Here is a 25,125-nt window from a genome sequence, read left to right on the forward strand (position 1 = left end):
AAGTTTCACCAAGCTTTTTTGTTTTATGGATCAGGTCAACTACCACACGACACAAAATAAAGAGATTAGCCTGATTGAAGCCAACTATCAGAAGTTTGCCTTTCAGCGCCACTATCATCTTGATTTTCATATCGGGTTGATCACACATGGCCAGCAAAAATTCCATTATCAAGGTCAGAGCCACAATGTTGGTGCCGGGCAAATCGTCATCATGCCACCAGATGAACTGCATGATGGGCGCTCAATGCTCGACAGCGGCTATCAAGTACGTGTGTTCTCCGTCGAGCCGGAATGGTTCAGTGAATTAGCCGAGCTGAAGCAAAACAATGCTCAGATCCAATTCAATCAGTTGATTGTCTCCGATTCGCGAATCTTCAACCCTCTCGCTCAGCTGCACAGTGCATTAGCCGATAACCAATTGAGTCAGCTGGCGAAAGACTGCCTGCCTTATGAAGGCTTTGAACAGCTTTTCACTCATTATGGCGCTTTGGAGCAAAAGCCTATCGTCCCGCTAGGTAATCAGTCAGTCTCAACGTTAAAAGACTATCTGATGGAGAATCTGGCGCAGCCGGTCAGACTTGAACAACTCTCCCAGTTGTGTGACCTCAGCCCAACGCAATTCCAGCGCCACTTCAAAGCCAAAGTAGGTCTGACACCTTACGCCTGGCTGAGCCGCCTGCGCTTAGAGCAGGGGTTTAAGCTACTCAAAAGCGGTGTCTGCGGTACCGAAGTGGCACACCAGATTGGCTTCTACGACCAAGCCCATTTCAGCAAAGCGTTTAAAGCCACTTATGGTGTTCCCCCTTCTAAGGTTCAGTGCCAATAATTTACAATCATTACTCTTTCGAACAGGGCACAATCCGGTCATCAATTATCAAAGAGCCTTACCATGAACGAACTGACCATTCTTGCCACGTTAGCCACTGTACACTTTATCGCTTTAATGAGCCCTGGGCCGGATTTCGCGCTAGTGGTACAAAACGCAACACGTTACGGTCGCCAGACCGGTTTATACATTGCACTTGGCTTATCGTTTGGCATTCTGCTTCACTCAGTACTGAGCCTAACCGGCGTCAGCTACCTTGTTCACCAGCAGCCGACTTTATTCGCGGTGCTGCAACTCGCTGGCGGCAGCTACTTATTCTACCTAGGCTACGGCGCACTCAAGGCCAGTTGGTCAACCCTACGTAATAACAAGCAAAACGACGAACCATCCGCTCAAACCAGCTTATTACTGAGCAACAAGCGTCAGGCTTTCTCGCGCGGCTTTGCCACCAACATCCTCAACCCAAAGGCGTTGGTGTTCTTTGTCAGCCTGATGTCGAGCTTAGTGCCAGCCAGCATGTCACTAACCGGTAAAGGAATGGCATTGGTTATTCTTTGGGGGCTGTCTTTACTGTGGTTCTCATTTCTTGCTTGGGCCTTATCAACTCAACGTATGCAACGAAAAATTCATTCTCTGGCCGTATATATCGATAGCCTTTGTGGCGTCCTATTCACCCTTATCGGCCTGAGCATTTTGTGGCAATCCCTGTCTGCCCTGCTCTCAAGTGTCTAAAATTTGATTCAAGATTACATTTCCATAACAAATCCTTAGACTCAAAGTTACTCCACTGTCACTCTTGTCGCTGCATAAATAACAAGGAGAACAAGATGCAGTGGAAACGTACTTTCCTAACGACGTGCCTATTACTAACGTCCGTTGGTGCTGCCGCAAATCAGGCTGCCGATTCAGTTGCCCCAGAACACAGTAGTGGCTTAGAACAAAAGCAACTGGTTAAGGCCAAAGACTGGATGATCACCGCCGCCAACCCGCTAGCGACACAAGCGGGCGCTGATATCCTCAAGCAAGGCGGTAACGCTATCGATGCTATGGTCACCACTCAGCTCATGCTGGGTCTGGTTGAACCGCAGTCCTCAGGGATTGGTGGCGGCGCGTTCTTGGTTTACTGGGATGCTAAAAAGCAGCAGTTAACGACTTATGATGGCCGTGAAACCGCGCCTCTCGCCGCCACCCCTCGCCTTTTCCAAGATGAGAATGGCGAACCAATGCAGTTTTACGACGCCGTCGTGGGTGGCCGTTCTGTTGGTACACCAGGTACCGTAAAACTGATGTGGGATACTCATCAGAAATACGGCAAGCTTGAATGGAAAAAGCTAATTGAGCCTGTGGTCGAAGTCGCTAAGAACGGTTTTACCATTAGCCCTCGTCTAGCAACCTTAATTGAAAAGGATGAAGAGCGCTTGTCGCGTTTCCCTGCCACAAAAGCTTACTTCTTTAATAGTGATGGCTCTGCCAAACAGCAAGGCACATTACTTAAGAACCCTGAATATGCAGCGACACTCGAAGCCATCGCCAAAGGTGGTGCGGATGCGTTTTATCAAGGCAAGATTGCAAGCGATATTATCAACACCGTTCAGTCAGCCGCTGGCAACCCGGGCGTACTGGCACAAGCTGATTTCGATGCTTACCAAATCAAACAGCGTCAACCTGTCTGCTCTGCGTATCAAAGCTACGACATCTGTGGAATGGGTCCACCAAGTTCTGGCGCCCTTACCGTGGGTCAGATTCTGGCGATGACAGAGCAGTTTGATCTCAAAAACTGGGGCCCTGATAACGCTAAATCTTGGCAGGTTATCGCCGATGCTTCACGCTTAGCCTTTGCGGATCGCGGCATGTACATGGCCGATGAAGATTTTGTCCCTATGCCAACTCAAGGTTTGATCAACTCAGACTACCTTAAGCAGCGCGCGAAACTGATCACGCCAGGGAAAGCACTAGAGTCAGCACCAGCGGGCACACCACCTTGGGACTACGCTCAGCGCCAAAGCCGTGATGAATCCATCGAACTGCCATCTACCAGCCACTTCAATGTGGTTGATAAAGAGGGCAACGTGGTGTCGATCACCACCACGATTGAGAACGTGTTTGGCTCACGCTTGATGACCAATGGGTTCCTGCTCAATAACGAGCTGACCGACTTCTCTTTCCGTACCCACAAAGACGGTTACCCTATCGCCAACCGCTTAGAGCCGGGCAAACGCCCTCGCTCCTCAATGGCACCGACCATCATCATGCAAGACGATAAACCTTATATGGCTATCGGTTCTCCGGGTGGCAGCCGTATCATAGGTTATGTTGCCCAAGCGATCATTGCTCACACGCAATGGGATATGGATATTCAACAAGCCATCAACCAGCCACACTTGCTAAATCGCTTCGGTACATTAGATATTGAGCAAGGAACAGAGGCAGAAAAATTCAAATCAGAGTTAGAGAAAATGGGTTTCGAAGTGAATATTCGTGACTTGAATTCTGGCCTACACGCAATTCTATTCAAAAATAATGAATTAGAAGGCGCTGCAGACCCAAGACGCGAAGGTGCCGCTATCGGCCAATAGCGTCGATCTGCTCACCAGCTTGTGCGAGATCTCTTACAGGCTGGTGAGCAAAAATAGCTTTTTTAGTGAGAAGATTACAACTTACGAAGCGTATGTCATTGTAATAAAAGAAAACGTTCTAATTTTAACCAAACTTTTATTCAATAAGTCAAATTCTGTGCTATTGCTGAATACCGTCAAAAACGTAATATTAAACCTGTCGGAAGGATGCTGACACGGAACAGGAATTACCACGGATTTGGTAATCTTCAGGAAGAAGATTCGGTTGTTCAGGATGAACAATCGGCAAGGATAGCAAATAGGACATTGAACGGACTCAATAGTAACTAGGATGGTTACTACTAAGGATGGGAAATGGACACCTCTGGACGAGGAAAGGACTTATCATCAGGATGATGAAAAGGACACCGCTCAAGGAACAAGCGAAGTGAGCTAACGAGGATTGTTAGCAGACCAGGATAGGGTCAAGGACACCGCTAGGATGGCGATGAATGGACTAAGCTGAAGGACGTCAGCATACTATCAAGGATTTGATGCATGGAGCACTTCTAGTAGCCGGATTGCTGCGAGTAAGACTATAACCCCGATGGGCGCAAGCCCTCGGGGTTTTTCTTTATCTATTTTTCTTCAGGTTTTGCCCCTGTACATTGGCTTCCTATGCAGGCTTCCTATGCACAGAGGCAGGCTCGATGTAGTCGAGTCAAAGAGCCATCCTCTGAAACATCTCTCTAATCTACATCTTTTCCAGTTTGGCATAAGCCGTCACCAGCCACTTAATGCCTTCACCATTAAAAGCGACTTGAACTCGGCTCTGTGGACCGCTACCTTCAAAATTGATGATCGTCCCTTCACCAAACTTAGGATGCATCACTCTTGCACCTAGGCTGAAGCCCGTTTCATTGAAGCTCTCTTTGACCACAGTCTGGCTAAAGCGCCCCGAACTTGCCGGGCGACTGACTTGTGCTTTCATACGCACTTCATCTAAGCAGCCTTCTGGTAATTCGCGAATAAAGCGCGATGGTTTATGGTATTTGTCCTGACCGTACAAGCGACGCATCTCAGCGTAAGTGATGTAGAGTTTCTCCATCGCTCGTGTCATCCCCACATAGCAAAGCCGACGTTCCTCTTCCAATCGACCCGCTTCTTCAGCGGACATCTGGCTTGGGAACATGCCCTCTTCGACGCCGACCATAAACACCAATGGGAACTCCAGGCCTTTCGCGCTGTGCAAGGTCATCAGTTGCACCGCATCGTCGAATTCATCGGCCTGACCTTCACCCGCCTCTAGTGCAGCATGGGTCAGGAATGCCGTAAGCAAGGTCATCTCTTCCGCTTCTTCCGGCTTTTCAAACTGACGCGTTGCCGTTACCAGCTCTTCCAAGTTCTCAATGCGTGCTTTGGACTTCTCACCTTTTTCCTGCTCGTACATGGCAAACAAACCAGAGTACTTGATCACGTGGTCGGTCTGTTCATGCAGTGACATTTCACAGGTATCATCTTCCAATGCATTAACCAGCTCAACAAAACGGCCCAAAGCACCCGCCGCTCGACCCGCCAAGACTTTTTCATCCAACAAAGCAACACTGGCTTCCCACATAGTGCAGCCACGATCACGAGCCGCGAAGCGAATCGTCTCTAGGGTTTTATCCCCGAGACCACGTGTTGGCGTATTAACCACACGCTCAAACGCCGCGTCATCATTGCGGTTCGCCATCAAGCGTAGATAGCTCAGCGCATCTTTGATCTCCTGACGCTCGAAGAATCGCATGCCACCGTAAATACGATATGGCAAGCCGGCCTGAATTAACGCTTCTTCCAGTACACGAGACTGGGCGTTGTTACGATAAAGCATGGCAGCATCATTCAGTGCACCACCTTTTTCCTGCCATTCTTTAACTTTGTTGACTGCGAAGCGGGCTTCATCCAACTCATTGTAAGCAGAGTAAACAGAGATGGGCTCACCTTCGACACCATCAGTCCATAGCTCTTTACCCATACGCTCTGTGTTATTGGCAATCAGAGTGTTGGAAGCTTCCAGAATAGTTTTGGTCGAGCGGTAGTTTTGCTCCAGACGAATGGTATTTACACTTGGGAACTCGCGGGTGAACTTCTCAATGTTTTCAATCTTAGCGCCACGCCAACCATATATAGACTGGTCATCGTCTCCGACAATAATCACGTGTGACTCTGGACCAGCCATCATTCGCAGCCAAGCGTACTGAATGTTATTGGTATCCTGAAACTCATCTACCAAGATATGTTTAAAGCGTGCCTGATAGTGCTCGCGGATAAACTTGTTATCACGCAACAACTCATGAGCACGTAGAAGAATTTCAGCGAAATCGACCAAACCCGCACGGTCACACGCTTCCTGATAAGCCGTATAGAGCTGCAGATAGGTTTTGGTCACAGGATCATGGTAAGCATCAATATGATTTGGACGCAGGCCTTCGTCTTTCTTGCCGTTGATCCACCAGCTCACCTGGCGCGCTGGCCACTGCTTCTCATCCAAGTTTTGCGCTTTGATAAGACGGCGCAGCAGTCTTTGCTGGTCATCCGTATCGATGATCTGAAAGTCTTCCGGCAATTTGGCATCGAGGTAATGCGCGCGCAGAATGCGATGACAGATACCGTGGAAGGTACCGTTCCACATCCCAGAAGCACTGCCCATCATCAGCTCTTCAATACGGCCTCGCATTTCCGCTGCGGCTTTATTGGTAAACGTCACCGACATAATGGAAAAAGGAGACGCCTGCTCCACCGACATCAGCCACGCGATACGGTGCACCAGCACCCGGGTTTTACCACTCCCCGCGCCCGCTAGGACAAGTAAATTTTCAAGTGGAGCGGCAACGGCTTCGCGCTGCTTATCGTTAAGGCCGTCAAGAAGTAATGAAGGATCCATTATGAGTTCAGCCACTGGTTATCTATACATGAAAATCGATTATACCCTAAACACCCTGCCTATTTCAGAAGAAAAAACACAAAATTTTTATGTTGCATTTTCTTTATAAAACATAGCCTTAAATAAACAAAACTAATAACAATGCGTTTTTTTATAATTTTTCTGAAAGTTTATTTGTGCTTTTTCTATCCTTTTAATTAAGCAAGTTGATGAATTAGCTTGTGAAAAATACCCAAGTGACCTCTAAAGAACCGTTTTGACGGAGATTACTTGGGTATTCACTAAGAAAGGAAAAGTCTGAGGAAATTACTATGAAAAAGTCTAATCTTGCTGTTACTGCTGCTGTTACTGGTCTACTAGCTCTAGGTGGCACAATGCTCACTGCGGCACCGGCTGTCGCTGCAGAAAAAGAGAAATGCTACGGCGTTTCAAAAGCAGGTAAAAATGATTGTGCAACCAAAACCAGTTCTTGTGCAGGTACTGCAAAAGAAGATAACCAGAAAGATGCCTTCGTAGTCGTTCCTAAAGGACTATGTGGCAAGCTAGCTGGCGGTAGCACTCAGTCTTCTTAATCGATTGGATAAGGCGGCCTAGGCTCAACCCGGTCGCCTTTATTTTTGTTTTACTCGCATAGGAAGAGTTCGTGAATAAGGACAACTACCACGACCAGGTGGGTGTAGGACTGCGCTCTCCTCATATCGATTATTTCACTGACAATAAGCCTGCCTTATCTTGGCTGGAGATCCACAGTGAAAACTACTTTCAGCCCTATTCACCAGCCAGACAAAGCCTGCGCAAACTGATGGATGACTACCAGATCAGCTGTCACGGTATTGGTTTATCGCTAGGTAGCGTTGAAAGAGTCAATCCCAATCACCTTAAACAGCTCAAATCGCTCATTGATGAAGTCGACCCATTTTTGGTCTCCGATCATCTCAGCTGGAGTGAAAATGGCGGCCACTATTTCAATGATCTTCTGCCACTGCCTTATACAGAAGAAGCCTTGGAAGTGTTTTGTCGCAATGTCATCGAAGTTCAGGATTATATTCAGCACCCAATGCTGATAGAAAACCCTTCGAGCTATGTGAAATTTGCTCACTCTACGATTGCCGAGTGGGAATTTCTGGCTGAAGTACAAAAGCGCACCGACTGCCGACTACTGCTTGATCTCAACAATATTCACGTTTCCGCCTTTAATCACGGTTTTGATAGCCAGACCTACATCAACGCGATTCCCGCCGATAAAGTCGATGAAATTCATTTGGCAGGCTTTACGATTAAGCAGCTGGAAAAAGGTGAAATCTGGATTGATACCCACAGTCAGCCTGTTTCTGATGAAGTATGGACACTCTACGAACAATGGCTGACAACTCACGGTCCGCGCAATACGCTGATTGAATGGGATCTGGATATTCCTCAGCCTGACGTGTTACTGGCAGAGTGCCATAAAGCCAGTGAGAGGCTGATTCAGTTTGACGCTCTGCAGGGGAGAAAGGCGTCATGAGTCAATCTCTAGCAGAACTGCAAAAAAACTTCGCCAGTGCTCTGCACTATCAGGCGACGGGTGATGCCTGTGATATCTGCTCTGATACCTTCAGTGCCGACGAACGAATGCAGATTTACCGCAACAATTTCATCATCAGCTTAAGCGAAGTACTTCAGGCCACTTACCCTATGGTACTAGCGCTGGTGGGTGAAGAGTGCTTTGAACAATTAGCTCGTCAGCATGTGCTCGACCACCCTCTTCGCTCTGGTGACGTGACTTACTATGGTGAACATTTCGCAACCACCATAGAAGCTTTCCCTGCCGTGGTTGAGGCTGCGCCTTATCTGGCGGATGTGGCGCGTTTTGAATGGCAAATCGATGTCTCTCAACAGCTCCAAGGTGGTGTCAAAGCACCAGAGGCTATTCTACCAATTGCTCGCCTGGCGGAAGTCGCAGAACAACAGCAGCCTTACATCCATTTTCATCTTTCGCCCGGCACTTTGCCTTTTCATTCGCCCTACGCGGTGTACTCGCTGCGTCTGGCCATTGAGAATAATGATTTCGAACAGCTGACGCTCAATCAGGCTGAATATGGCGTGATCATCAGTCAACCCGACGGTCAATGTTGGACTATGTCACTCGAACAGCTGCCTTTTGAACTGCTTCAGTATCTCAGCTCAGGTTGCACGCTAGGGGAAATCCCGGAAACACACCTGCCTTATCTGGGAGTGCTGCTGGAGAACCAGTTAATTTCTGGGTTTTCTCTCGCCCAATAAGAATAAGGATTGTTACTATGTCTAACGCAATAAAAAATATGATCGAGAGCTACGACGCCTTAGTCGATAAAGCCCAATGCGTCTTTGTGCCTCTGCTACTGCTGTTTTGTCGGCTCTGGGTTGCTTGGGTCTTTTTTAATTCTGGCCTGACCAAAATTGCCTCTTGGGACAGTACTCTGTACCTATTTGAGTACGAATATCAGGTGCCGATTTTACCTTGGCAATTAGCGGCTTACATGGGTACCGCCGCTGAGCTGATCTTGCCTGTCTTTATCGCCTTCGGCCTGTTGACCCGCCCAATGGCGGCCATCTTGTTCGTGTTCAATATCATTGCCGTCGTATCCTACCCACTGCTGTGGGAGAAAGGCTTTTACGACCATCAGCTGTGGGGCCTGATGATTCTCAACGTTGTAGTCTGGGGACCGGGCTTGGTTTCTCTTGATAAGCTAATTAAGAGTAAGTTACAAGGCTAAACCCCCATACGAAAATGCCCTCCTAGTTGGAGGGCGATTTTAGTCTCAAACCTTAGTGCTTAAGCACGAATCCCTGAATGACGCAGCAAGGCATCGATTTGCGGCTCACGGCCACGGAACCGCTTGAATAGCTCCATTGGCTCTTCACTACCACCCATTTCAAGAATGTTGTTTAGGAAGCTCTTACCGGTTTCTGTGTTAAAGATACCCTCTTCTTCAAAGCGGGAGAACGCGTCCGAAGAAAGCACTTCTGCCCATAGGTAGCTGTAATAACCTGCACTGTAACCACCGGCAAAAATATGGCTAAAGCTGTGTGAGAATCGATTCCACTCTAGGCTTGGCAAGACTGCGACCTTAGATTTGACCTCAGCCAAGGTTTCTAGCACGCGAGGCCCCATTTCTGGGTCAAATTCGGTGTGCAGCGTGAAATCAAATAAACCGAATTCTAGCTGACGAAGAATAAACATCGCCGACTGGAAATTCTTCGCTGCCAACATCTTATCCAACATCGATTTTGGTAATGGCTCCCCCGTTTCAAAGTGACCGGAGATAAACGCCAGTGCCTCTTCCTCCCAACACCAGTTCTCTAGGAACTGACTTGGCAGTTCGACCGCATCCCATGGCACGCCATTAATACCTGAAACTGCCCCAGTATCGACCTGAGTCAGCATGTGGTGAATACCGTGGCCAAACTCATGGAATAAAGTCACCACTTCATCGTGAGTAAACAACGCAGGCTTATCACCAATCGGTTTATTAAAATTACAAGTAAGATACGCCACCGGTGATTGCAGCTCACCTTTGGCATTGATTCGACGCACACGGCATTCGTCCATCCATGCACCGCCACGCTTGTGCTCACGCGCATACAGGTCAAGGTAGAAGCTGCCTCGAAGCTGATCATTGGCATCGAAAATATCAAAGAATCGTACTGACTCATGCCAAACATCAACGCCCTCTCGCTCTTTGACACTCATACCGAATACGCGGTTGAGGACTTCAAACAAGCCACTGACGGCTCTTTGTTCGGGGAAGTAAGGGCGCAATTCTTCATCCGAAATCTGGAACAGGTGCTGCTTCTGCTTTTCACTGTAGTAAGCAATGTCCCATAAGTTGAGCTCTTCAACACCAAATTCACTCTTGGCAAACTGACGTAGCTCTTCAACTTCACGCTCGCCTTGCGGCTTGGCTTTGCTGGCAAGGTCATTGAGGAAACCCAAGACTTGCGATGGCGTTTCGGCCATCTTGGTCGCCAGAGACTTCTCACTGTAAGTATTGAAGCCCAGCATACGGGCAATTTCATAACGCAGCTTTAGCTGCTCGTTAATGACTTCACTGTTGTCCCACTCTCCCGCGTTAGGGCCACGATCTGAGGCGCGGGTGACGTAAGCTTCATACAGCTCTTTACGTAATTCCTGATTGTCACAGTAAGTCATCACCGGAAGGTAAGACGGAATATCCAGCGTCAGCAGGTAACCTTCCAGCTCTTTAGACTCCGCTGCTGCTTTGGCGGCTGCCAGCGCAGACTCCGGCATACCTGCCAACTGTTTTTCATCTTCAACATGTTTGGTCCAACCCATAGTCGCGTCCAATACATTGTTGGAGAACTTAGAACCCAACTCAGACATACGCTTGCTGATCTCACCATAGCGGTGCTGTTCATCCGCTGGCAAACCAATGCCTGATAGCTCAAAATCACGCAAGGAATCAGTGATGGTTTTCTGCTGTGCCTGCGTCAGACCTGCAAACGCTTCGCTCGCTTTAATTGCTTTGTAAGCCTCGAATAAACCTTTGTGCTGACCAACCCAAGTGCCGTATTCAGACAGTAGCGGTAAGCAGCTTTCGTACGCTTCACGCAGCTCATCGCTATTCATCACCGAATTCATATGACTCACGGGTGACCAAATGCGGCTGAGACGATCATCCACTTCTTCAATTGGCGCAACGACATTTTCCCAACTTGGGTCGCTGTTTCCTTCTAATACCTGTTCGATTTTTGCACGGCAATCTGCTATCGCCTGTTCAACGGCTGGTTTCACATGTTCAGGTTTTATTTCAGAAAACGGGGGCAAATCGGTAAAGCTAAGAAGAGGATTAGACATAAAGATTCCTTTTATTGGCAAAGCGAACTGACGAGTTCGTCTAGGTTATTGCTAGTTCGTCTTAAATAGTAAATATAGGTAGGTTCAGCAATTTTCAATAGTGGCGTATACTATCAGCCATTAAATTACCCAGTGCGGTCACCCGTTAGAGAGTGTCAATTTGTTAAGTTATCGCCACAGTTTCCACGCAGGCAACCATGCTGACGTGGTTAAGCATATTGTTCAAAGCCTTATCCTTAATGCGCTCAAGCAAAAAGATAAACCATTTGTTTACCATGATACCCACTCAGGAGTGGGTCGCTATGACTTAACCCACGAATGGTCAGAAAAGACAGGTGAATACAAACACGGTATCGCACGTGTCTGGCAACAAACTGAGATTCCAGAAGATATCCAAAGCTACCTTGCATCTATCAAGGCACTGAATAACGGTGACAAACTGCGTTACTACCCTGGTTCACCGCGAGTGGCTCGCGCGCACCTGCGCCCACAGGACCGCATGGTCTTGACGGAACTTCACCCAAGCGATTACCCACTTTTGGAGCAGGAATTTCATCGCGACCGTCAGGTCAGTATTTATAAGGAAGATGGCTTCAAGCGCCTCAAGGCAAGTTTACCGCCACAGGAGCGTCGTGGGCTGGTACTGATTGACCCGCCTTACGAACTGGCGAAGGAATACCGTGATGTCGTCCAAGCGATTTATCAGAGCTATAAACGCTGGGCCACGGGCATCTATGCTATCTGGTATCCGGTCGTTAATCGCTGCGACATTGAAGACATGATTGAAGGTCTTGAAGGCCTTGGCATCCGTAAGATCTTACAAATTGAGCTGGGTGTCGCGGCAGACAGCAATGCGCACGGAATGACCGCATCAGGCATGATTGTGATTAATCCGCCATGGAAGCTGGAGAGCCAGATGAACGCCATTCTGCCTTTCCTCAAAGAAGCCATCGCGCCTGCAACCGGTCATTTCAAAGTAGACTGGATCGTACCGGAATAACGGACACTCGCGCTCAATGTACAGCGCAGGCCGAAGAAAAATTAAACAGGATAGATTGAGTTCAACCGATCTATCCTCCATATCAAAGACAATGAATTAAAACTCGCAGGGAGTTTGTCGCTGGGCAGCTCATATCGCACAGCAGCTTCATCCCGCAAATAATTGGAGAAAGTAATGGCGACTCATTTTGACTATATCTGTATCGGTGGCGGTAGTGGTGGTATTGCTTCAGCAAACCGAGCAGCGATGTATGGTGCTAAAGTTGCGTTGATTGAAGCTCAGGATCTAGGCGGTACGTGTGTCAACGTTGGTTGTGTTCCGAAGAAAGTCATGTGGCATGGTGCGCAGGTGGCCGAAGCGATGAACCTATACGCTGAAGACTACGGCTTTGATGTTGATGTGAAAGGCTTCGACTGGAGCAAACTGGTTGAAAGTCGTCAAGCTTACATCGGTCGCATTCACCAATCTTACGATCGCGTACTTGGCAACAACAAAGTTAATGTTATTAAAGGTTTCGCTAAGTTTGTTGATGAGAAAACGGTAGAAGTGAACGGCGAGCACTACACCGCTGATCACATCCTAATCGCTGTAGGTGGTCGCCCGACGATTCCTAACATCCCAGGTGCAGAGCACGGCATCGATTCAAACGGTTTCTTCGAGCTGAGCGAGCAACCAAAACGCGTAGCAGTTATTGGCGCGGGTTACATCGCCGTTGAAATTGCTGGCGTACTAAGCGCTCTTGGCACAGAAACTCACCTGTTCTGCCGTAAAGAATCACCACTGCGTAGCTTTGATCCGATGATCATTGAGACGCTGGTTGAAGTGATGGAAGCGGAAGGCCCAACACTGCACACTTACTCAGTACCAAAAGAAGTGGTTAAGGAAGCCGATGGCAGCCTAACGCTTCACCTAGAGAACGGCAATACTCAAAACGTCGATACGCTGATCTGGGCGATTGGTCGTCATCCGGCAACCGATGCTATCAACCTAGCTTCAACAGGTGTTGAAACCAATGACCGTGGTTACATCAAAGTCGATGAATACCAGCAGACCAACGTGCCTGGTATCTACTGTGTCGGTGACATCATGGAAGGCGGTATTGAGCTAACGCCAGTGGCCGTTAAAGCGGGTCGTCAGCTATCTGAGCGTCTGTTTAACAACAAACCAGAAGCCAAGATGGACTACAACCTAGTGCCAACGGTGGTATTCAGCCACCCGCCAATCGGCACTATCGGCCTAACAACCCAAGAAGCCGAAGAGAAGTACGGTAAAGACAACGTTAAAGTCTACACGTCTGGCTTTACCGCAATGTACACAGCGGTTACTAAGCATCGTCAACCATGTAAGATGAAACTAGTCTGCGCCGGTGAAGAAGAAACCGTCGTCGGCCTACACGGTATCGGCTTCACGGTCGATGAAATGATCCAAGGCTTCGGCGTAGCAATGAAGATGGGCGCAACCAAAGCCGACTTCGACTCTGTAGTGGCTATCCACCCAACAGGCTCAGAAGAGTTTGTTACTATGTAGATCGTAGTCTGGAAAAACATCCTACACAGGTAAATAATACTGGAAGCAGCACAGCAATCAGGTCTTGCTGTGCTGCTTGATTTTCACTACTTCAATACTCATGCCGTTCCAAACCATCACACACGAGTTTTAATCCTCTTAGCCTCTTATCTAACATTAGTCAAAAAGTTCGCGTCATTCGTTTCAAATTCCCTCATTAAAAACAAAAATATCATTTAAAAGCAAACACTTAAAAAAATAGGCAGTCGTTAAGGAGCTATTGATACTGCTGAAGTTTAAGTGGGCATTTATTGTGCTTTAAATCTAATACTTGAATATATTTTGACCATTCCAAGCCAAATAATCCTCCCTTAACCGGCCAACCATAAGCTCCGGCCTATACTCAACCCTGAATAATAAACCAGTTGAATATAAACATTCACACGGAGATAAAAAATGCTCAACAAAATACACTGCGCATGGCTAGGCCTACTATGTACCCTTACTGCTCCCGTCGCATACGCCGACTCAGAGCCTCCCGCTTCCGATAAGCAATGTGTCGCCGAAACCAATTGGTTTCCACACGAACAAACCCCGTTCCCTGATGGTAATGAATTTTCAGATGACACTAGCTGCGACTTTCATCGCTGGTCTTGGCAAATGTTTTTATGGCTAACGCAAGAAGAAAACGGTAAACCCAGGTTTCTTGGCTTCGACACTCCCTATGATCTACTTGGAATTTCTGATCGCGAACATTTAATGCCTCGCATGACGAAAACCATGACCGCTCACAGTATGGATGAATACCTACAAGCAGGTACGGAAGGGATATTAGTGGACCAAGATGGTCGTGCCGTTTACTACTCTCAATACATCAACCCCGAATTCGTTAACTTCATGAAAGATAGAGACTTAACCAACTATAAAACGGTTCAAAAGCTTGCAAAAGAGCATCCTGAAACTACTTTCCCTATCAATGTGGCTGAATTTAAAGCTTCTTGGAAAATAGTTCAGCCGAATGAGGATGTTTCGGGTTTTTATACTATGGACTCATCAGTCTATGCGCTAAAAAACTCAGGAGGCAAAATTGTCGTTGATGATTCCAAATCACTTAACGTTAAATTGGCACTAGTCGGTTTTCATATTGCAGGCGTCGTTAAAAACCACCCTGAAATGATCTGGGCAACGTTCGAACATAAAAATAATGCTCCTAACGTTCCCTCTAAACATTCACCAAGCACCATTATATCTGACAAGGATTGGACGTTTTATCAAGCGAAGACTCCATTTTCGCAATGTAATTTAAACCAAGGCGGTGCACTCACCCTCGATGAAGCAACACAAGAGCTATCGCCAGTAACGCAAGTGTGTCGACAATTCGAAGATGGCAATCTCGCAACCCAAATGTCGTTTGCAGTTCCAACGAATATCAAAGTCGTCAATCAACTGAATGAAAGTGTTCTCGGTAAACTGAATAAGAATGATGTTTGGTCAAACTACTTCGAGGTTTCTGCAATTTGGTTCCGCCAAGAGAACGCCCTCGTCCCTGATATGGATCTACAGACTGATGTCGACTCATCAGGTAACCAGTTGCTTATTGGAGGGTTACGTTTATCAAACTCAACTATTGAAACCTTTACTCAAAGCCAGAGCACAATGAACAACTGCTTTCGCTGTCACAATACATCACAACGTTTTCCCCCGGCCGTCAATTTGGATCCCCTACCCGGAACGAACCTTAATATCAGCCATGCCTTTATGAATGTCTACTTCTGGGATCAAGAGTTGAAGCAAGCCAAAAAAGCTAAGTAATGACGGGCAATAGTCAAACACTAAGGAAAGACAATTATGACAAGTATTTTTAGAGTACATCCGGCTATCAATTTCGCACGAGTCGGAAACAGTGAAGAGTATTACATTGCGCCAGAGACCGCTGCGGGCGAGTTGTTAGACAAAGACACAGGGCTCTTCGGTGGATTACCAATCAAACCAGGCACTGAAGATACCCCTATCACTGCCGAAGACTTCCGTGACTCCACTCCCGACAAAAAAGTGAAACGTCAAGCAGCTCGTTTTCGTATTTTCGCCTACAGTGACGAGCAACATAGCTATCCGAGTAATACTGCCGGTAAAGAAGTGAAAATTGGTGATGTAGTCAATGGCAAAACCATCGAAGACATTATCTGGTCAGTACATGTTGCCAACAAAAAGAACAACAACTGGGGAATCCAGAGCTCCAATGGGCAAGAAGAAGGCATAAATGCCTATCGCAATGGTCAGACACCACCAATTCGTAATCCTTCTTACGGCACTGTACTAAACACCAATGACAGAATGACAAAACTGGTCATTGACCCAGGACCACGCACTATTCAATCTTCCGAGTCAGGAAAAATTGTCGAGTTTGACGCCAAAACACCGAGCACCTATATCAACAGTGAAGGTAATATAGCCAGTTGCGATTACCCAGTTAGCTTCCCCGCCGATCATTTTGAAAATCAAAACCCAAGCTCAGGGGACATTACCACTCTTGGACAATTACAAATTGAGCCAGATACCGGCAGATTGATCATTACAGGGGGCTACGGTAACGCATTTGCCTTTGTCGATGCAGATGGCAATAAGCCAACATTAGAAGATCCACTCGATAACGATGGTTGGTTCGATGATGTCTCAGACGGTCCGGTAAACGCGATCATTAAATTTAATGATGGTAGCCAAGCAAGCGTTGTTGCAGGATGGTTTGTCTGCACCGATCCAAGCTACGCGCCACAGACACGTAATGTCGTCTCAACCTGGGATGATATTTTCAATACTTGGGTTGAACAGCTAGATCTCATCCCAAACCTTTTTGCTGATGGCAAATACAACCCTGAATACGCCGCCTCTTTCTATGGAGATGTACTCCCAGTATTTCACGGCGCTTTTTTGCAACAGTGGAATACCAATCTTCCCGGACAAGCGATTAATGGTCACCGGTTTGTAGCTGCAATCAAACCGTCTGACGATCCTAAGGTAAAATTTCCCAACTTTGACAGTTTGATTCGCAATCCCAACGATCCCGCTCAAAGTGAGCAAGGTCGTATGATGCCGCTTTCATTAGGTGATGCGCAAAAAAGCTTTTTATCACTTTCCACAACTCAATATTTTCTTTTAAAGCAATGGCATAACGGCATAAGCGAAGCTGAAGCCCCATCACTCAGCCTTGGGGAAAAACTGGATAAAGTGGTTTTAGAAAACTGCTTGGGAGGACGTTATTCACCCGGAATCGATCTCACCTTCATTGTTCGTGATGTAAACCTTTACCAGCAGAAGTGGCAAGGAGAAGCAGGGCCATTTCGCATTAACCAACAAAGACTCGATTATCAAGATGCCACTCCTGATCAACCCTTCCTAAACATAGGTTACATTCCACTAAACAAAGACCCTGTCGAGCCTGGGGATCTATCTAAATTCATGGCTCAGCCTTGGCATACCGACTACAACAGTTGTGCAGTACACGAGCCAGATCCTAATCCACCGGGGAACAATACGCTTTATTGGTCTTGGCCGGCGCAGCGCCCTGTACAAGTCTATCCCGTAGATTTATGCACATTCGACGAGAGCAGCCAGACTTGGTCTCTCGGCAGGCAGCTATTCAGCGTTCGCGGGGAAGGAACAGAAACCGATTACCCACAAAATCGTGGTCGCTTTCAAAGATACATTGATTACGTTGAAAACTGGCACAAAACAGGTTTCGTGATCCAAGGGATACAAGTCAAAGCTGAGCAAGGGAACAACTACGGAGTAGACAAGTTCATTGAAGTCGCTAGCCAGTATAAGTCTGAGGGTGATCTAGTACAGCCAGGCTTAACCTCTGCCATTCCAGAAGATTAACTGGCCATCGGCGATTGTCACCTACTGCGGGCAAGCAAAGGTTTGCCCGCTTGTTAAAAGAAGAGCTGTCATAACCCTATGAAAGATTACCACGTATCAATAATTGGTGGCGGACCTGCAGGACTTGCTACCGCGTTGGCTCTGAAAAATCACGCCAATGCTTCAGGTGAAAAGTTTCATATCGACGTATTTGAAGCCAACGGCAAGGCCAAAGCAAAAATTGGTGAAACCATTCCACCTGCCGCCACACCGATACTACGCGATCTAGTTGGTGAACACCTAGATCGCATGCTAGCAGAACATACCGTGTGTCCAGGCTCCCTCTCCCTGTGGGGAAGTGATCAGCCGGGTATGAACGATTTTATGTTCGACCTTGATGGGCAAGGCTACCACTTAGATAGAAAGCGATTTGAAGAACAACTGAGTGACATTGCTCAACATAAAGGAATCCATCTCAATCCACACTCGCGACTAGCACAACTCTCCAAAAACAAGCACGGCTTTAGTTTACAACTAAACAAAAAAACAGAGAGACAAACCATCAATACTGATTTTGTTGTCGATGCGACTGGTTGTGCCGCTGTATCGGCTCGCAGACTAGATATAGCGCGTAATACCTTTGATGAAGTGCTTTATATTGGTGCGCTTATTGATGATCAGGCGACACAAATACAGCCAGTATTAATGCCTACGCGTACTCTGGTTGAGTCTTGTTCGTATGGGTGGTGGTATGCAGCAAAGCTACCCGGGAATAAGCTTATAGTGACGCTTTGCACTGACACACAGCAAATGCAGGAACAAAATCTCGATAACCTAAATGTCTGGTACTCTCTGCTCAACCAAACTCAGCTCATCAGAGAAACACTGAAAGAGCGACTCACTGAAAGATTGACCGACCAAGTTACTCTTTTCAAACGTGGGGCGAGCTCCAGCATCTTAAGTGCAGTGGTAGCTCAAAACTGGCTGGCTGTAGGCGATGCAGCATCTAGCTATGATCCCATCAGTTCAGCAGGAATTACCAAAGCACTCATGCATGGACAGCTTGCAGGGTCGAGTGTTCACGATGCACTAGCTAAACGTTCAACCTCTACACTTTCGCACTATCAAGACCAAGTTTTTTCAGATTTTAATCAGTATGTTGGCCTTAGATACTCTCTCTACGCTAGCGAGCAGCGCTTCATGCAATCCGGATACTGGCAAAGAAGGCTAGGCCTATCCAATACCGACTAGTATCAATGACTAACTATGCCATCGGTATGGTCAGTGGTTTCTTGGCCAATGTAGGGGATGTCAATCCAATCAAGTCATGTCTATGAACAGACAAACTGACCATTAAAAATACCGTGCATAAGTCTGATATTGATTACATGTGTTAGGCATGCAAGCGATCATGTTTAAGGCTATTCATGCATCGAATACTGGTATTAATTAAGGGGTGATGATGATGGCTATCCCATACCAATGCGACCTGACTGACAAAAGGCATATCATTGATTTGCTGTATAACGACTGACTGATCAAGATGTTCAGTTAAAGATAACGGTACTATCGCAATGCCAAAGCCGGCTTGTGCCATGGTAATTGCGGTGCGCAATTGTGGCGCAGCATAAGGTCGAGCAATATGTACTCCCGCATTATGTAAAGCCGCCTCAATACGGTCATACAGCGCTGGGCCAGCATCACGAGGGAACATTAAGACATTCTCATTATTTAACTGGGTCAAGTCGAGTGTTGAATGAGCAACCAAACGATAGCTAGCCGGAGTAACTGCCACAAGAGGATCATCAAATAAGACCTGCCGGTTAAGTGACTCACAGGCATAGCAAGGCAGGCGCATAAAAGCGAATTCCAAACGCCGCTGTTTAATCAATGTGACCAACTCGGGCATTGAGTGCTCAACAGCCACTAAATTAAGCGTCGGATATTGCTCATGTAACCTGCGAATATTTTCTAAAACTTCACTGCTACTCGCCGTTGAAGAAGCAAGTCCGATACGTAACTCCTGTTTTTCCCCTCGCGCAATTTGCTCTAGCTTACGCTGACAACACTCCACCTCTTGTAAAATGTGCTGTGCATCATGATAAAACTCTTCACCCGCTGCGGTCAGCTCAACACCGCGAGATAAGCGCTTAAATAAAGTAACGCCTAACTCCTCTTCTAGTTTCTTTATCTGTTGACTTAACGGTGGTTGAGCGATGCCTAACTGCTCTGCTGCACGGGTAAAATGTTTCGCTTTAGCTACTGCGACGAAGTACTTCATGTAGCGAAATTCCATCATTCATCCATATATTTTTCATATCAAAATAAATCTTTTTTATATTGGATTTGTTGGGCGCCTCAAGTCAATCTAAATATACATATTGATTCATATTTAGGTTCAGTTATGCAACGTTCTATCTCTTCAGTCTGTTCTTGCTCTCAGCAAATTTCAGAACAGTTTGCTCGCTATCAGCAAGGCTCAGGAGAAGGCGAGATTTATCAAACTTCACTGATGAGTGCTTTGATTGCTGGTGTTTATGAAGGGTCAACAACTATTGCTGAATTGCTTGAACACGGTGATTTTGGTTTAGGGACTTTTAATCAATTAGATGGCGAATTGATTGCTTTTGATAATCAAGTGTTCCAACTGCACGCGAATGGCTCAGCACATCCTGCTCAGCTTGATCAAAAAACCCCTTTCGCGGTGTTCACTTTTTTCAAACCAGACATTGAGCTGCCAATTAATGACACGTTAACCCGTCAAGAAGTCCATCGACTTATCGATCGTCTGATTCCTAGTGACAACATCTTTTGTGCGATTCGGCTTGAAGGGAGTTTTCCACTCGTCCAAACCCGCACGGTGCCTAAACAGCAACGTCCGTATCGGCCAATGCTCGAAGCAATAAAACAGCAACCCACGTTTCATTTTAAGCATCAATCCGGTGTGATGGCAGGATTTCGCAGTCCTAGGTACACCACTGGAATTAATGTCCCCGGCTATCACGAACATTTTATTAATCGAGCGAGAACAGGCGGAGGCCATGTTCAGGACTACCTAATTTCATCGGGTTTTCTACAAATCGGTCGTGTCTCACGTCTTGTGATTGATACACCAGTATCAAGCGATTTTCTTGATGCCGACCTAGTACCAAAAGATCTTCATGCCGCTATCGAAGCGGCTGAAAAATAACTCAACACATAGTCAGTCAAAAGGAAATGTTATGTCATCCCCTCACGCTTTGCGCAGTGGCGCGCAGTTAATTGCCCAGCAGCTAGAAACCTCAGGTGTTCGGTATGTCTTTGGTATACCCGGAGCTAAAATTGATCGCTTATTTGACGCTCTGGAAGACACTAAAGTGCAACTGATTCCGGTAAGACACGAAGCCAATGGCGCGTTTATGGCAGGCATCATGGGACGTTTGACGGGTAAAGCGGGCGTGACCTTGGCGACTTCAGGTCCGGGATGTGGGAATTTAGTCACCGGTGTTGCAACAGCCAACGCAGAGGGTGATCCGATACTGGCTATTGGTGGCGCGGTAAAACGAACTTACCAGCAAAAACAAACTCACCAGAGCATGGACACGGTGAGCATTTTTCGCTCAGTAACCAAATACAGCGCTGAGATCCAGCATATTGACGCAGCGAGTGAAATCATGGCCAATGCATTTCGAATTGCTGAGTCTGGACGCCAAGGCGCATGTTTTATCAGCGTTCCACAAGATGTCTTAAGTGAGCAAACGGATACAGACTTAGTTATCCCACCTAGTTTTCGCCCAAGCGGTTATGCGGATCGGGTCGCCATTGAAGAAGCCGCTCATCGGATTAATAAAGCACAGCGCTGCGTGGTACTGCTTGGCTTACATGCCAGCGATCAAGCCAACGCCTCTACGATCAGTCAATTTTTACAAAAAACGCAATTACCAGTGGTGGGGACTTATCAAGCGGCAGGGGCCGTCGATATTCACTATTATCACCATTTCGCTGGCCGAGTCGGGCTATTCAATAATCAACCGGGGGATGTGCTACTGCAAGATGCCGATTTGATTATCACCATCGGCTTTAACCCTATCGAATACGACCCAGAACTATGGAATGCTCGCCGTTGTTCAATCATTCATATTGATATTGAGCCTGCGCAGTATCAACAGCACTATCAACCCTGTCTCGAAATTGTTGGCGATATTGGTTCGACATTACAAACACTTTGTACACAGATCCGCGAATGCTCCCGTTTATCGTCTACGGCCGTATCGATTCTAGAAGAAGTGGCGCAACAAAGGCATATCATCAAAAGCTCTCCGATTAAGCAGCGAGTAGCAGGTTTTCACCCGTTAAGCTTGCTCAAAACCATGCAGGCAATCATCACACCCGATACCACCTTGTGTCTCGATATGGGGAGTTTTCATATTTGGATAGCACGCTATTTAAGCTGTTTTCGCGCTCGACAGATGTTGGTCTCGAACGGTCAGCAAACGATGGGAGTGGCGCTACCTTGGGCAATTGCTGCGAGCTTATTAAAACCTGGGCATAAGGTAGTGTCAGTTTCTGGTGATGGTGGCTTTATGCAGTCGAGCATGGAGCTGGAAACCGCAGTGCGCTTAAATTGCAACATAGTTCATATCATTTGGGTCGATAATGCTTACAACATGGTGGAAATACAGGAGCAGAAAAAATATCAACGCATCTCAGGCGTAAAGTTTGGACCGATAGACTTTCAAGCTTACGCGCAGTCGTTTGGTACGCATGGGTTTGCCGTGACACAAGCGGATCAATTAATGCCTATTCTCCGCCAAGCAATGGAAGTAGAAGGGCCAGCAGTCGTCGCGATTCCCGTCGACTACTCAGACAACTACAAACTCATGCAAGCCAGAAGCGAAGAGCAACAAGATCCTGTTTTTCAAATTAACAACGAAGGAGTTTTTCTATGAAAGGTTTAACCAACAAAGTGGCAATCATCACTGGTGCCGCGAATGGTATTGGTTTAGCTATTGCGCAACGTCTCTATGATGAAGGGGCTCAATTGATGCTAGCAGACTGGGAGCAAGAGCAGTTGCTAAAAGCTTTAGAGCACTTTGATCAGTCTCGCGTGGCCGCGCAGAAAGTCGATGTCTCAGATGCTCAACAAGTGGCAGCCTTAATCCAAACTTGTGTCGAACACTTCGGGCAACTGGATATTCTAGTCAACAATGCGGGCATTCATATTCCCGGAAATGTGCTGGAATGTAGTGTAGAAGATTGGCGTAAAATTTCGGCAGTGAATATCGATGGTGTGGTTTACTGTGCAAAATTTGCCTTACCAGAGTTACTGAAATCCCGCGGCTGCATCATCAACACAGCGTCGGTGTCTGGTTTAGGTGGTGATTGGGGTGCAGCATTTTATTGTGCAACGAAAGGAGCGGTGGTGAATCTAACACGTGCAATGGCGCTGGACCATGGTTTGGACGGGGTTCGCATCAATGCCGTATGCCCAAGCTTAGTCAAAACCAATATGACTAATGGTTGGCCAGACTCAGTGCGCGACAAGTTTAATGAACGTATCCCTTTGGGGCGTGCAGCTGAACCAAAAGAAATTGCTGCGGTAGTCGCGTTTTTAGCCAGTGAGGATGCCTCGTTTATTAATGGTGTGAATTTACCCGTTGATGGTGGTGCCACCGCTTCAGACGGACAACCTAAAATCGTGTAATCTAACCAAGCTTCAGCACCAGATGCGAATTATTCTGTGTTCGTCTGTACTAACGCAGCAGCGTTAAGCATGGCGTCTTTGGTACTCACATCAATAACTCGCATCTTTTTGAAACGCTCAGGCTCTTTGATTGCAACATCATGAGCAAATATCACCAATTTAGCCTTTTCGATGTCAGCGGGAGTAATTCGGTTGATGATGCCATTTGCTCCTTGGGTTTCGACCTTAATCTTAACCCCCACAGCACCTGCTGCTTTTTCCAAAGATTTCGCCGCCAGAAAAGTATGCGCTACCCCTGACGGACATGAAGTCACCGCAAGAATATCCGCTTCGCCCTCACCTATAACGGATGAATAAGCTGGCGACTGAGCAATAAGGCTCTCACCTTCCACTACGTGTTTCTTCAAAGCAATGGCTATCAGAGCTGTTGTCAGTGAGCCTGCAACCGTGCCCACAATATAGCCAACCTTGCCATCAACGACAGGTAACACAATCCAGCCCCCCCATGGTGCGTGGTTGGTCACGTGGAACATAAAACCCACCACATTTCCCACAACACCACCAGCCACAATCGCAGGGAGTACTCGCGCGGGATCGCCAGCGGCAAAAGGAATCGCGCCTTCACTGATCCCGATCATCCCCATGAGACCCGCCGCCTTTCCTGCTTCTCGTTCTTCACGTTTGAATTTATTCGGTGACAGGAAGGTTGCTAATGCCATGCCTAATGGCGGGGTACATATGGCAATACCCACTCCGCCCATCAGCCAAGGCTGGGTATGGACTTGGGTTTGGGCGAACAAGGTCGCGACTTTATTGATCGGCCCTCCCATATCAAAGGCGGTCATCGCCCCTAATACCGTACCTAACATCACCTTACCAGAACCTGCCATACCAGTGAGCACGTCATTCATTACCGTCATGGCTGTGGCAATGGGTGATCCTATCAGCCACATCACCGCCCCGCAGGTGACAAACGTACCAATCAACGGATAAATAAAAATGGAGCCAAGCGACATCATGCTGTCTGGCAACTGAATCTTCTTTAGCAACCAAACCACAAACCCGGCGAAAAAACCGACGACAATTGCCCCTAAAAAACCAGTATTGTAATGACTCACGGCGATCCAAGCGCCTATCATTCCAGGGGCCAAACCAGGTTTATCCGCTATAGAATAAGCGATGTAACCACCCAATACCGCTGTAAAGAGTGTGAGGCCAGCCATGCCCATCTCTGCAATATCAGCAAGAACACCTTCCTCGGGCACACCACCATGTCCGGATAACATCACCGAAAGGGAAAGCAGCACCCCACCCGCGACTATAAACGGGATCATATGAGAGGTACCAAACAACAGGTGCTCTTTGATACGACTGAGCTTTCGAGCCCATGGGCTCACAGGCACATACTCAGAAGAGCCTAATGCACTCTCATTAGCATTGTTCTGAGTACCAGTCAGTAACTCTAGCGCCTCTGAGGCAGTATCAACCGCTTTGAGCTGCTCAACAAAACCATCTTCAATGATCTTGGTAGAAATTTGTGCCAATACTTCAATATGGTGGTGCTCGTCATTATTTGGCGATGCCAGCATAAAAAAAACATCTGATAGCTCACCGTCATCAGCACCGTAATCGATGCCTTTACGACTAATGCCCACAGCAACAGATGGCTGAACTACCGCATCGCTTTTGGCATGCGGAATGGCGATCCCCTCATCAAAGCCGGTATTGCCAATCTCCTCCCGCCGCCAAACATCAGAGAGGAACCTTTCTTTGCTCTCAAGCTTACCTGCAGCATCGAGCATGCCCACAAGCTCCTTGAGCACTTCCTCTTTGGTTTCGGCCTTAAGATCTAAGCAAATGGTCTCCGGCTTTATTAGGTTGGTTATGTCCATTATTGGTACCTTGAAACGCTCCACGCGGTATATACCCTAGCGACC

Annotated in this window: 19 protein-coding genes; 15 read left to right on the forward strand and 4 right to left on the reverse strand. The window is 47.2% G+C overall.

The window, feature by feature from the left end; genetic code table 11:
• The first annotated feature begins 25 nt into the window (after positions 1 to 25).
• The 3 genes from L1D23_RS18150 (at position 26) to ggt (ending at position 3,402) form a co-directional block, all read left to right on the forward strand.
• Positions 26 to 826, forward strand: a complete 801-nt coding sequence (locus L1D23_RS18150) for an AraC family transcriptional regulator (RefSeq protein WP_038514416.1) — start codon at positions 26 to 28, stop codon at positions 824 to 826.
• A 63-nt stretch (positions 827 to 889) separates the two neighbouring features.
• Entirely contained in the window at positions 890 to 1,558 is a 669-nt protein-coding gene (locus L1D23_RS18155; protein WP_239869707.1) for a LysE family translocator, read from the forward strand.
• A 95-nt stretch (positions 1,559 to 1,653) separates the two neighbouring features.
• The gene (gene ggt, locus L1D23_RS18160; RefSeq protein ID WP_239869708.1) at positions 1,654 to 3,402 is read left to right on the forward strand and encodes a gamma-glutamyltransferase; all 1,749 of its coding nucleotides are present in this window, start codon (positions 1,654 to 1,656) and stop codon (positions 3,400 to 3,402) included.
• A gap of 733 nt (positions 3,403 to 4,135) precedes the next feature.
• Here ggt and uvrD read toward each other — a convergent pair.
• A complete protein-coding gene (gene uvrD, locus L1D23_RS18165) occupies positions 4,136 to 6,310 on the reverse strand; it encodes a DNA helicase II (protein ID WP_239870208.1) in 2,175 nt (724 codons plus the stop codon).
• Between the two features lie 308 nt (positions 6,311 to 6,618).
• On the opposite strand from uvrD, the gene L1D23_RS18170 reads away from it, so the two are divergent.
• The 4 genes from L1D23_RS18170 to L1D23_RS18185 all read left to right on the forward strand — a co-directional run bounded on the left by L1D23_RS18170 (position 6,619) and on the right by L1D23_RS18185 (position 9,042).
• Positions 6,619 to 6,879: a DUF2282 domain-containing protein gene (locus tag L1D23_RS18170; RefSeq protein WP_006957632.1), complete on the forward strand. Its 261-nt coding sequence runs from the start codon at positions 6,619 to 6,621 to the stop codon at positions 6,877 to 6,879.
• 71 nt (positions 6,880 to 6,950) lie between these two features.
• Entirely contained in the window at positions 6,951 to 7,811 is an 861-nt protein-coding gene (locus L1D23_RS18175; RefSeq protein WP_239869710.1) for a DUF692 domain-containing protein, read from the forward strand.
• On the forward strand, positions 7,808 to 8,569 hold the full coding sequence (locus L1D23_RS18180; protein WP_239869718.1) for a DNA-binding domain-containing protein: 762 nt from the start codon (positions 7,808 to 7,810) through the stop codon (positions 8,567 to 8,569). Before L1D23_RS18175 ends, L1D23_RS18180 begins: the two co-directional genes overlap by 4 nt.
• A gap of 17 nt (positions 8,570 to 8,586) precedes the next feature.
• Positions 8,587 to 9,042 carry a DoxX family protein gene (locus tag L1D23_RS18185; RefSeq protein ID WP_239869720.1) on the forward strand — a complete coding sequence of 152 codons (456 nt, stop codon included), beginning with the start codon at positions 8,587 to 8,589 and terminating at the stop codon, positions 9,040 to 9,042.
• A 59-nt stretch (positions 9,043 to 9,101) separates the two neighbouring features.
• On the opposite strand, the gene prlC is transcribed toward L1D23_RS18185, so the two are convergent.
• Complete coding sequence (prlC, locus tag L1D23_RS18190) at positions 9,102 to 11,144, reverse strand: oligopeptidase A (protein WP_239869729.1); 2,043 nt, start codon at positions 11,142 to 11,144, stop codon at positions 9,102 to 9,104.
• 160 nt (positions 11,145 to 11,304) lie between these two features.
• On the opposite strand from prlC, the gene L1D23_RS18195 reads away from it, so the two are divergent.
• The 5 genes from L1D23_RS18195 (at position 11,305) to L1D23_RS18215 (ending at position 18,756) form a co-directional block, all read left to right on the forward strand.
• Entirely contained in the window at positions 11,305 to 12,144 is an 840-nt protein-coding gene (locus tag L1D23_RS18195; protein WP_239869731.1) for a 23S rRNA (adenine(2030)-N(6))-methyltransferase RlmJ, read from the forward strand.
• Between the two features lie 174 nt (positions 12,145 to 12,318).
• On the forward strand, positions 12,319 to 13,671 hold the full coding sequence (gorA, locus tag L1D23_RS18200; RefSeq protein WP_239869740.1) for a glutathione-disulfide reductase: 1,353 nt from the start codon (positions 12,319 to 12,321) through the stop codon (positions 13,669 to 13,671).
• Between the two features lie 435 nt (positions 13,672 to 14,106).
• Complete coding sequence (locus tag L1D23_RS18205; protein ID WP_239869743.1) at positions 14,107 to 15,462, forward strand: hypothetical protein; 1,356 nt, start codon at positions 14,107 to 14,109, stop codon at positions 15,460 to 15,462.
• Between the two features lie 36 nt (positions 15,463 to 15,498).
• Positions 15,499 to 17,526 carry a LodA/GoxA family CTQ-dependent oxidase gene (locus L1D23_RS18210; RefSeq protein WP_239869745.1) on the forward strand — a complete coding sequence of 676 codons (2,028 nt, stop codon included), beginning with the start codon at positions 15,499 to 15,501 and terminating at the stop codon, positions 17,524 to 17,526.
• Between the two features lie 78 nt (positions 17,527 to 17,604).
• A complete protein-coding gene (locus L1D23_RS18215; protein ID WP_239869747.1) occupies positions 17,605 to 18,756 on the forward strand; it encodes a tryptophan 7-halogenase in 1,152 nt (383 codons plus the stop codon).
• A gap of 142 nt (positions 18,757 to 18,898) precedes the next feature.
• Here the strand turns inward: L1D23_RS18215 and L1D23_RS18220 are convergent, their stop codons facing one another.
• Positions 18,899 to 19,801, reverse strand: coding sequence for a LysR family transcriptional regulator (locus L1D23_RS18220; RefSeq protein WP_239870210.1), 903 nt, complete (start codon positions 19,799 to 19,801; stop codon positions 18,899 to 18,901).
• Between the two features lie 108 nt (positions 19,802 to 19,909).
• Here L1D23_RS18220 and budA point away from each other — a divergent pair, with 108 nt between their 5' ends.
• From budA to L1D23_RS18235, 3 genes are read left to right on the forward strand one after another with little or no spacing between them, the layout of a single operon-like run.
• On the forward strand, positions 19,910 to 20,695 hold the full coding sequence (gene budA, locus L1D23_RS18225; RefSeq protein ID WP_239869749.1) for an acetolactate decarboxylase: 786 nt from the start codon (positions 19,910 to 19,912) through the stop codon (positions 20,693 to 20,695).
• Between the two features lie 31 nt (positions 20,696 to 20,726).
• Positions 20,727 to 22,433, forward strand: coding sequence for an acetolactate synthase AlsS (alsS, locus tag L1D23_RS18230; protein ID WP_239869768.1), 1,707 nt, complete (start codon positions 20,727 to 20,729; stop codon positions 22,431 to 22,433).
• Complete coding sequence (locus tag L1D23_RS18235; protein WP_239869777.1) at positions 22,430 to 23,188, forward strand: SDR family oxidoreductase; 759 nt, start codon at positions 22,430 to 22,432, stop codon at positions 23,186 to 23,188. The genes alsS and L1D23_RS18235 overlap by 4 nt, the downstream gene beginning before the upstream one ends.
• A gap of 29 nt (positions 23,189 to 23,217) precedes the next feature.
• On the opposite strand, the gene L1D23_RS18240 is transcribed toward L1D23_RS18235, so the two are convergent.
• Positions 23,218 to 25,080: a fructose-specific PTS transporter subunit EIIC gene (locus tag L1D23_RS18240; RefSeq protein ID WP_239869779.1), complete on the reverse strand. Its 1,863-nt coding sequence runs from the start codon at positions 25,078 to 25,080 to the stop codon at positions 23,218 to 23,220.
• Positions 25,081 to 25,125 lie beyond the last annotated feature (45 nt).

The organism is Vibrio sp. Isolate24, assembly GCF_022398215.1.
GTDB lineage: Bacteria > Pseudomonadota > Gammaproteobacteria > Enterobacterales > Vibrionaceae > Vibrio > Vibrio coralliilyticus_A.

What these genes read in the sequence shown, in the direction of transcription:
- gorA (WP_239869740.1), top strand. Translation starts at nt 12,319, where the DNA reads ATGGCGACTCATTTTGACTATATCTGTATCGGTGGCGGTAGTGGTGGT.
- prlC (WP_239869729.1), bottom strand. Translation starts at nt 11,144, where the DNA reads ATGTCTAATCCTCTTCTTAGCTTTACCGATTTGCCCCCGTTTTCTGAA.
- L1D23_RS18170 (WP_006957632.1), top strand. Translation starts at nt 6,619, where the DNA reads ATGAAAAAGTCTAATCTTGCTGTTACTGCTGCTGTTACTGGTCTACTA.
- L1D23_RS18150 (WP_038514416.1), top strand. Translation starts at nt 26, where the DNA reads ATGGATCAGGTCAACTACCACACGACACAAAATAAAGAGATTAGCCTG.
- L1D23_RS18155 (WP_239869707.1), top strand. Translation starts at nt 890, where the DNA reads ATGAACGAACTGACCATTCTTGCCACGTTAGCCACTGTACACTTTATC.
- ggt (WP_239869708.1), top strand. Translation starts at nt 1,654, where the DNA reads ATGCAGTGGAAACGTACTTTCCTAACGACGTGCCTATTACTAACGTCC.
- alsS (WP_239869768.1), top strand. Translation starts at nt 20,727, where the DNA reads ATGTCATCCCCTCACGCTTTGCGCAGTGGCGCGCAGTTAATTGCCCAG.
- L1D23_RS18235 (WP_239869777.1), top strand. Translation starts at nt 22,430, where the DNA reads ATGAAAGGTTTAACCAACAAAGTGGCAATCATCACTGGTGCCGCGAAT.
- L1D23_RS18210 (WP_239869745.1), top strand. Translation starts at nt 15,499, where the DNA reads ATGACAAGTATTTTTAGAGTACATCCGGCTATCAATTTCGCACGAGTC.
- L1D23_RS18215 (WP_239869747.1), top strand. Translation starts at nt 17,605, where the DNA reads ATGAAAGATTACCACGTATCAATAATTGGTGGCGGACCTGCAGGACTT.
- L1D23_RS18240 (WP_239869779.1), bottom strand. Translation starts at nt 25,080, where the DNA reads ATGGACATAACCAACCTAATAAAGCCGGAGACCATTTGCTTAGATCTT.
- L1D23_RS18180 (WP_239869718.1), top strand. Translation starts at nt 7,808, where the DNA reads ATGAGTCAATCTCTAGCAGAACTGCAAAAAAACTTCGCCAGTGCTCTG.
- budA (WP_239869749.1), top strand. Translation starts at nt 19,910, where the DNA reads ATGCAACGTTCTATCTCTTCAGTCTGTTCTTGCTCTCAGCAAATTTCA.
- L1D23_RS18205 (WP_239869743.1), top strand. Translation starts at nt 14,107, where the DNA reads ATGCTCAACAAAATACACTGCGCATGGCTAGGCCTACTATGTACCCTT.
- L1D23_RS18185 (WP_239869720.1), top strand. Translation starts at nt 8,587, where the DNA reads ATGTCTAACGCAATAAAAAATATGATCGAGAGCTACGACGCCTTAGTC.
- L1D23_RS18220 (WP_239870210.1), bottom strand. Translation starts at nt 19,801, where the DNA reads ATGGAATTTCGCTACATGAAGTACTTCGTCGCAGTAGCTAAAGCGAAA.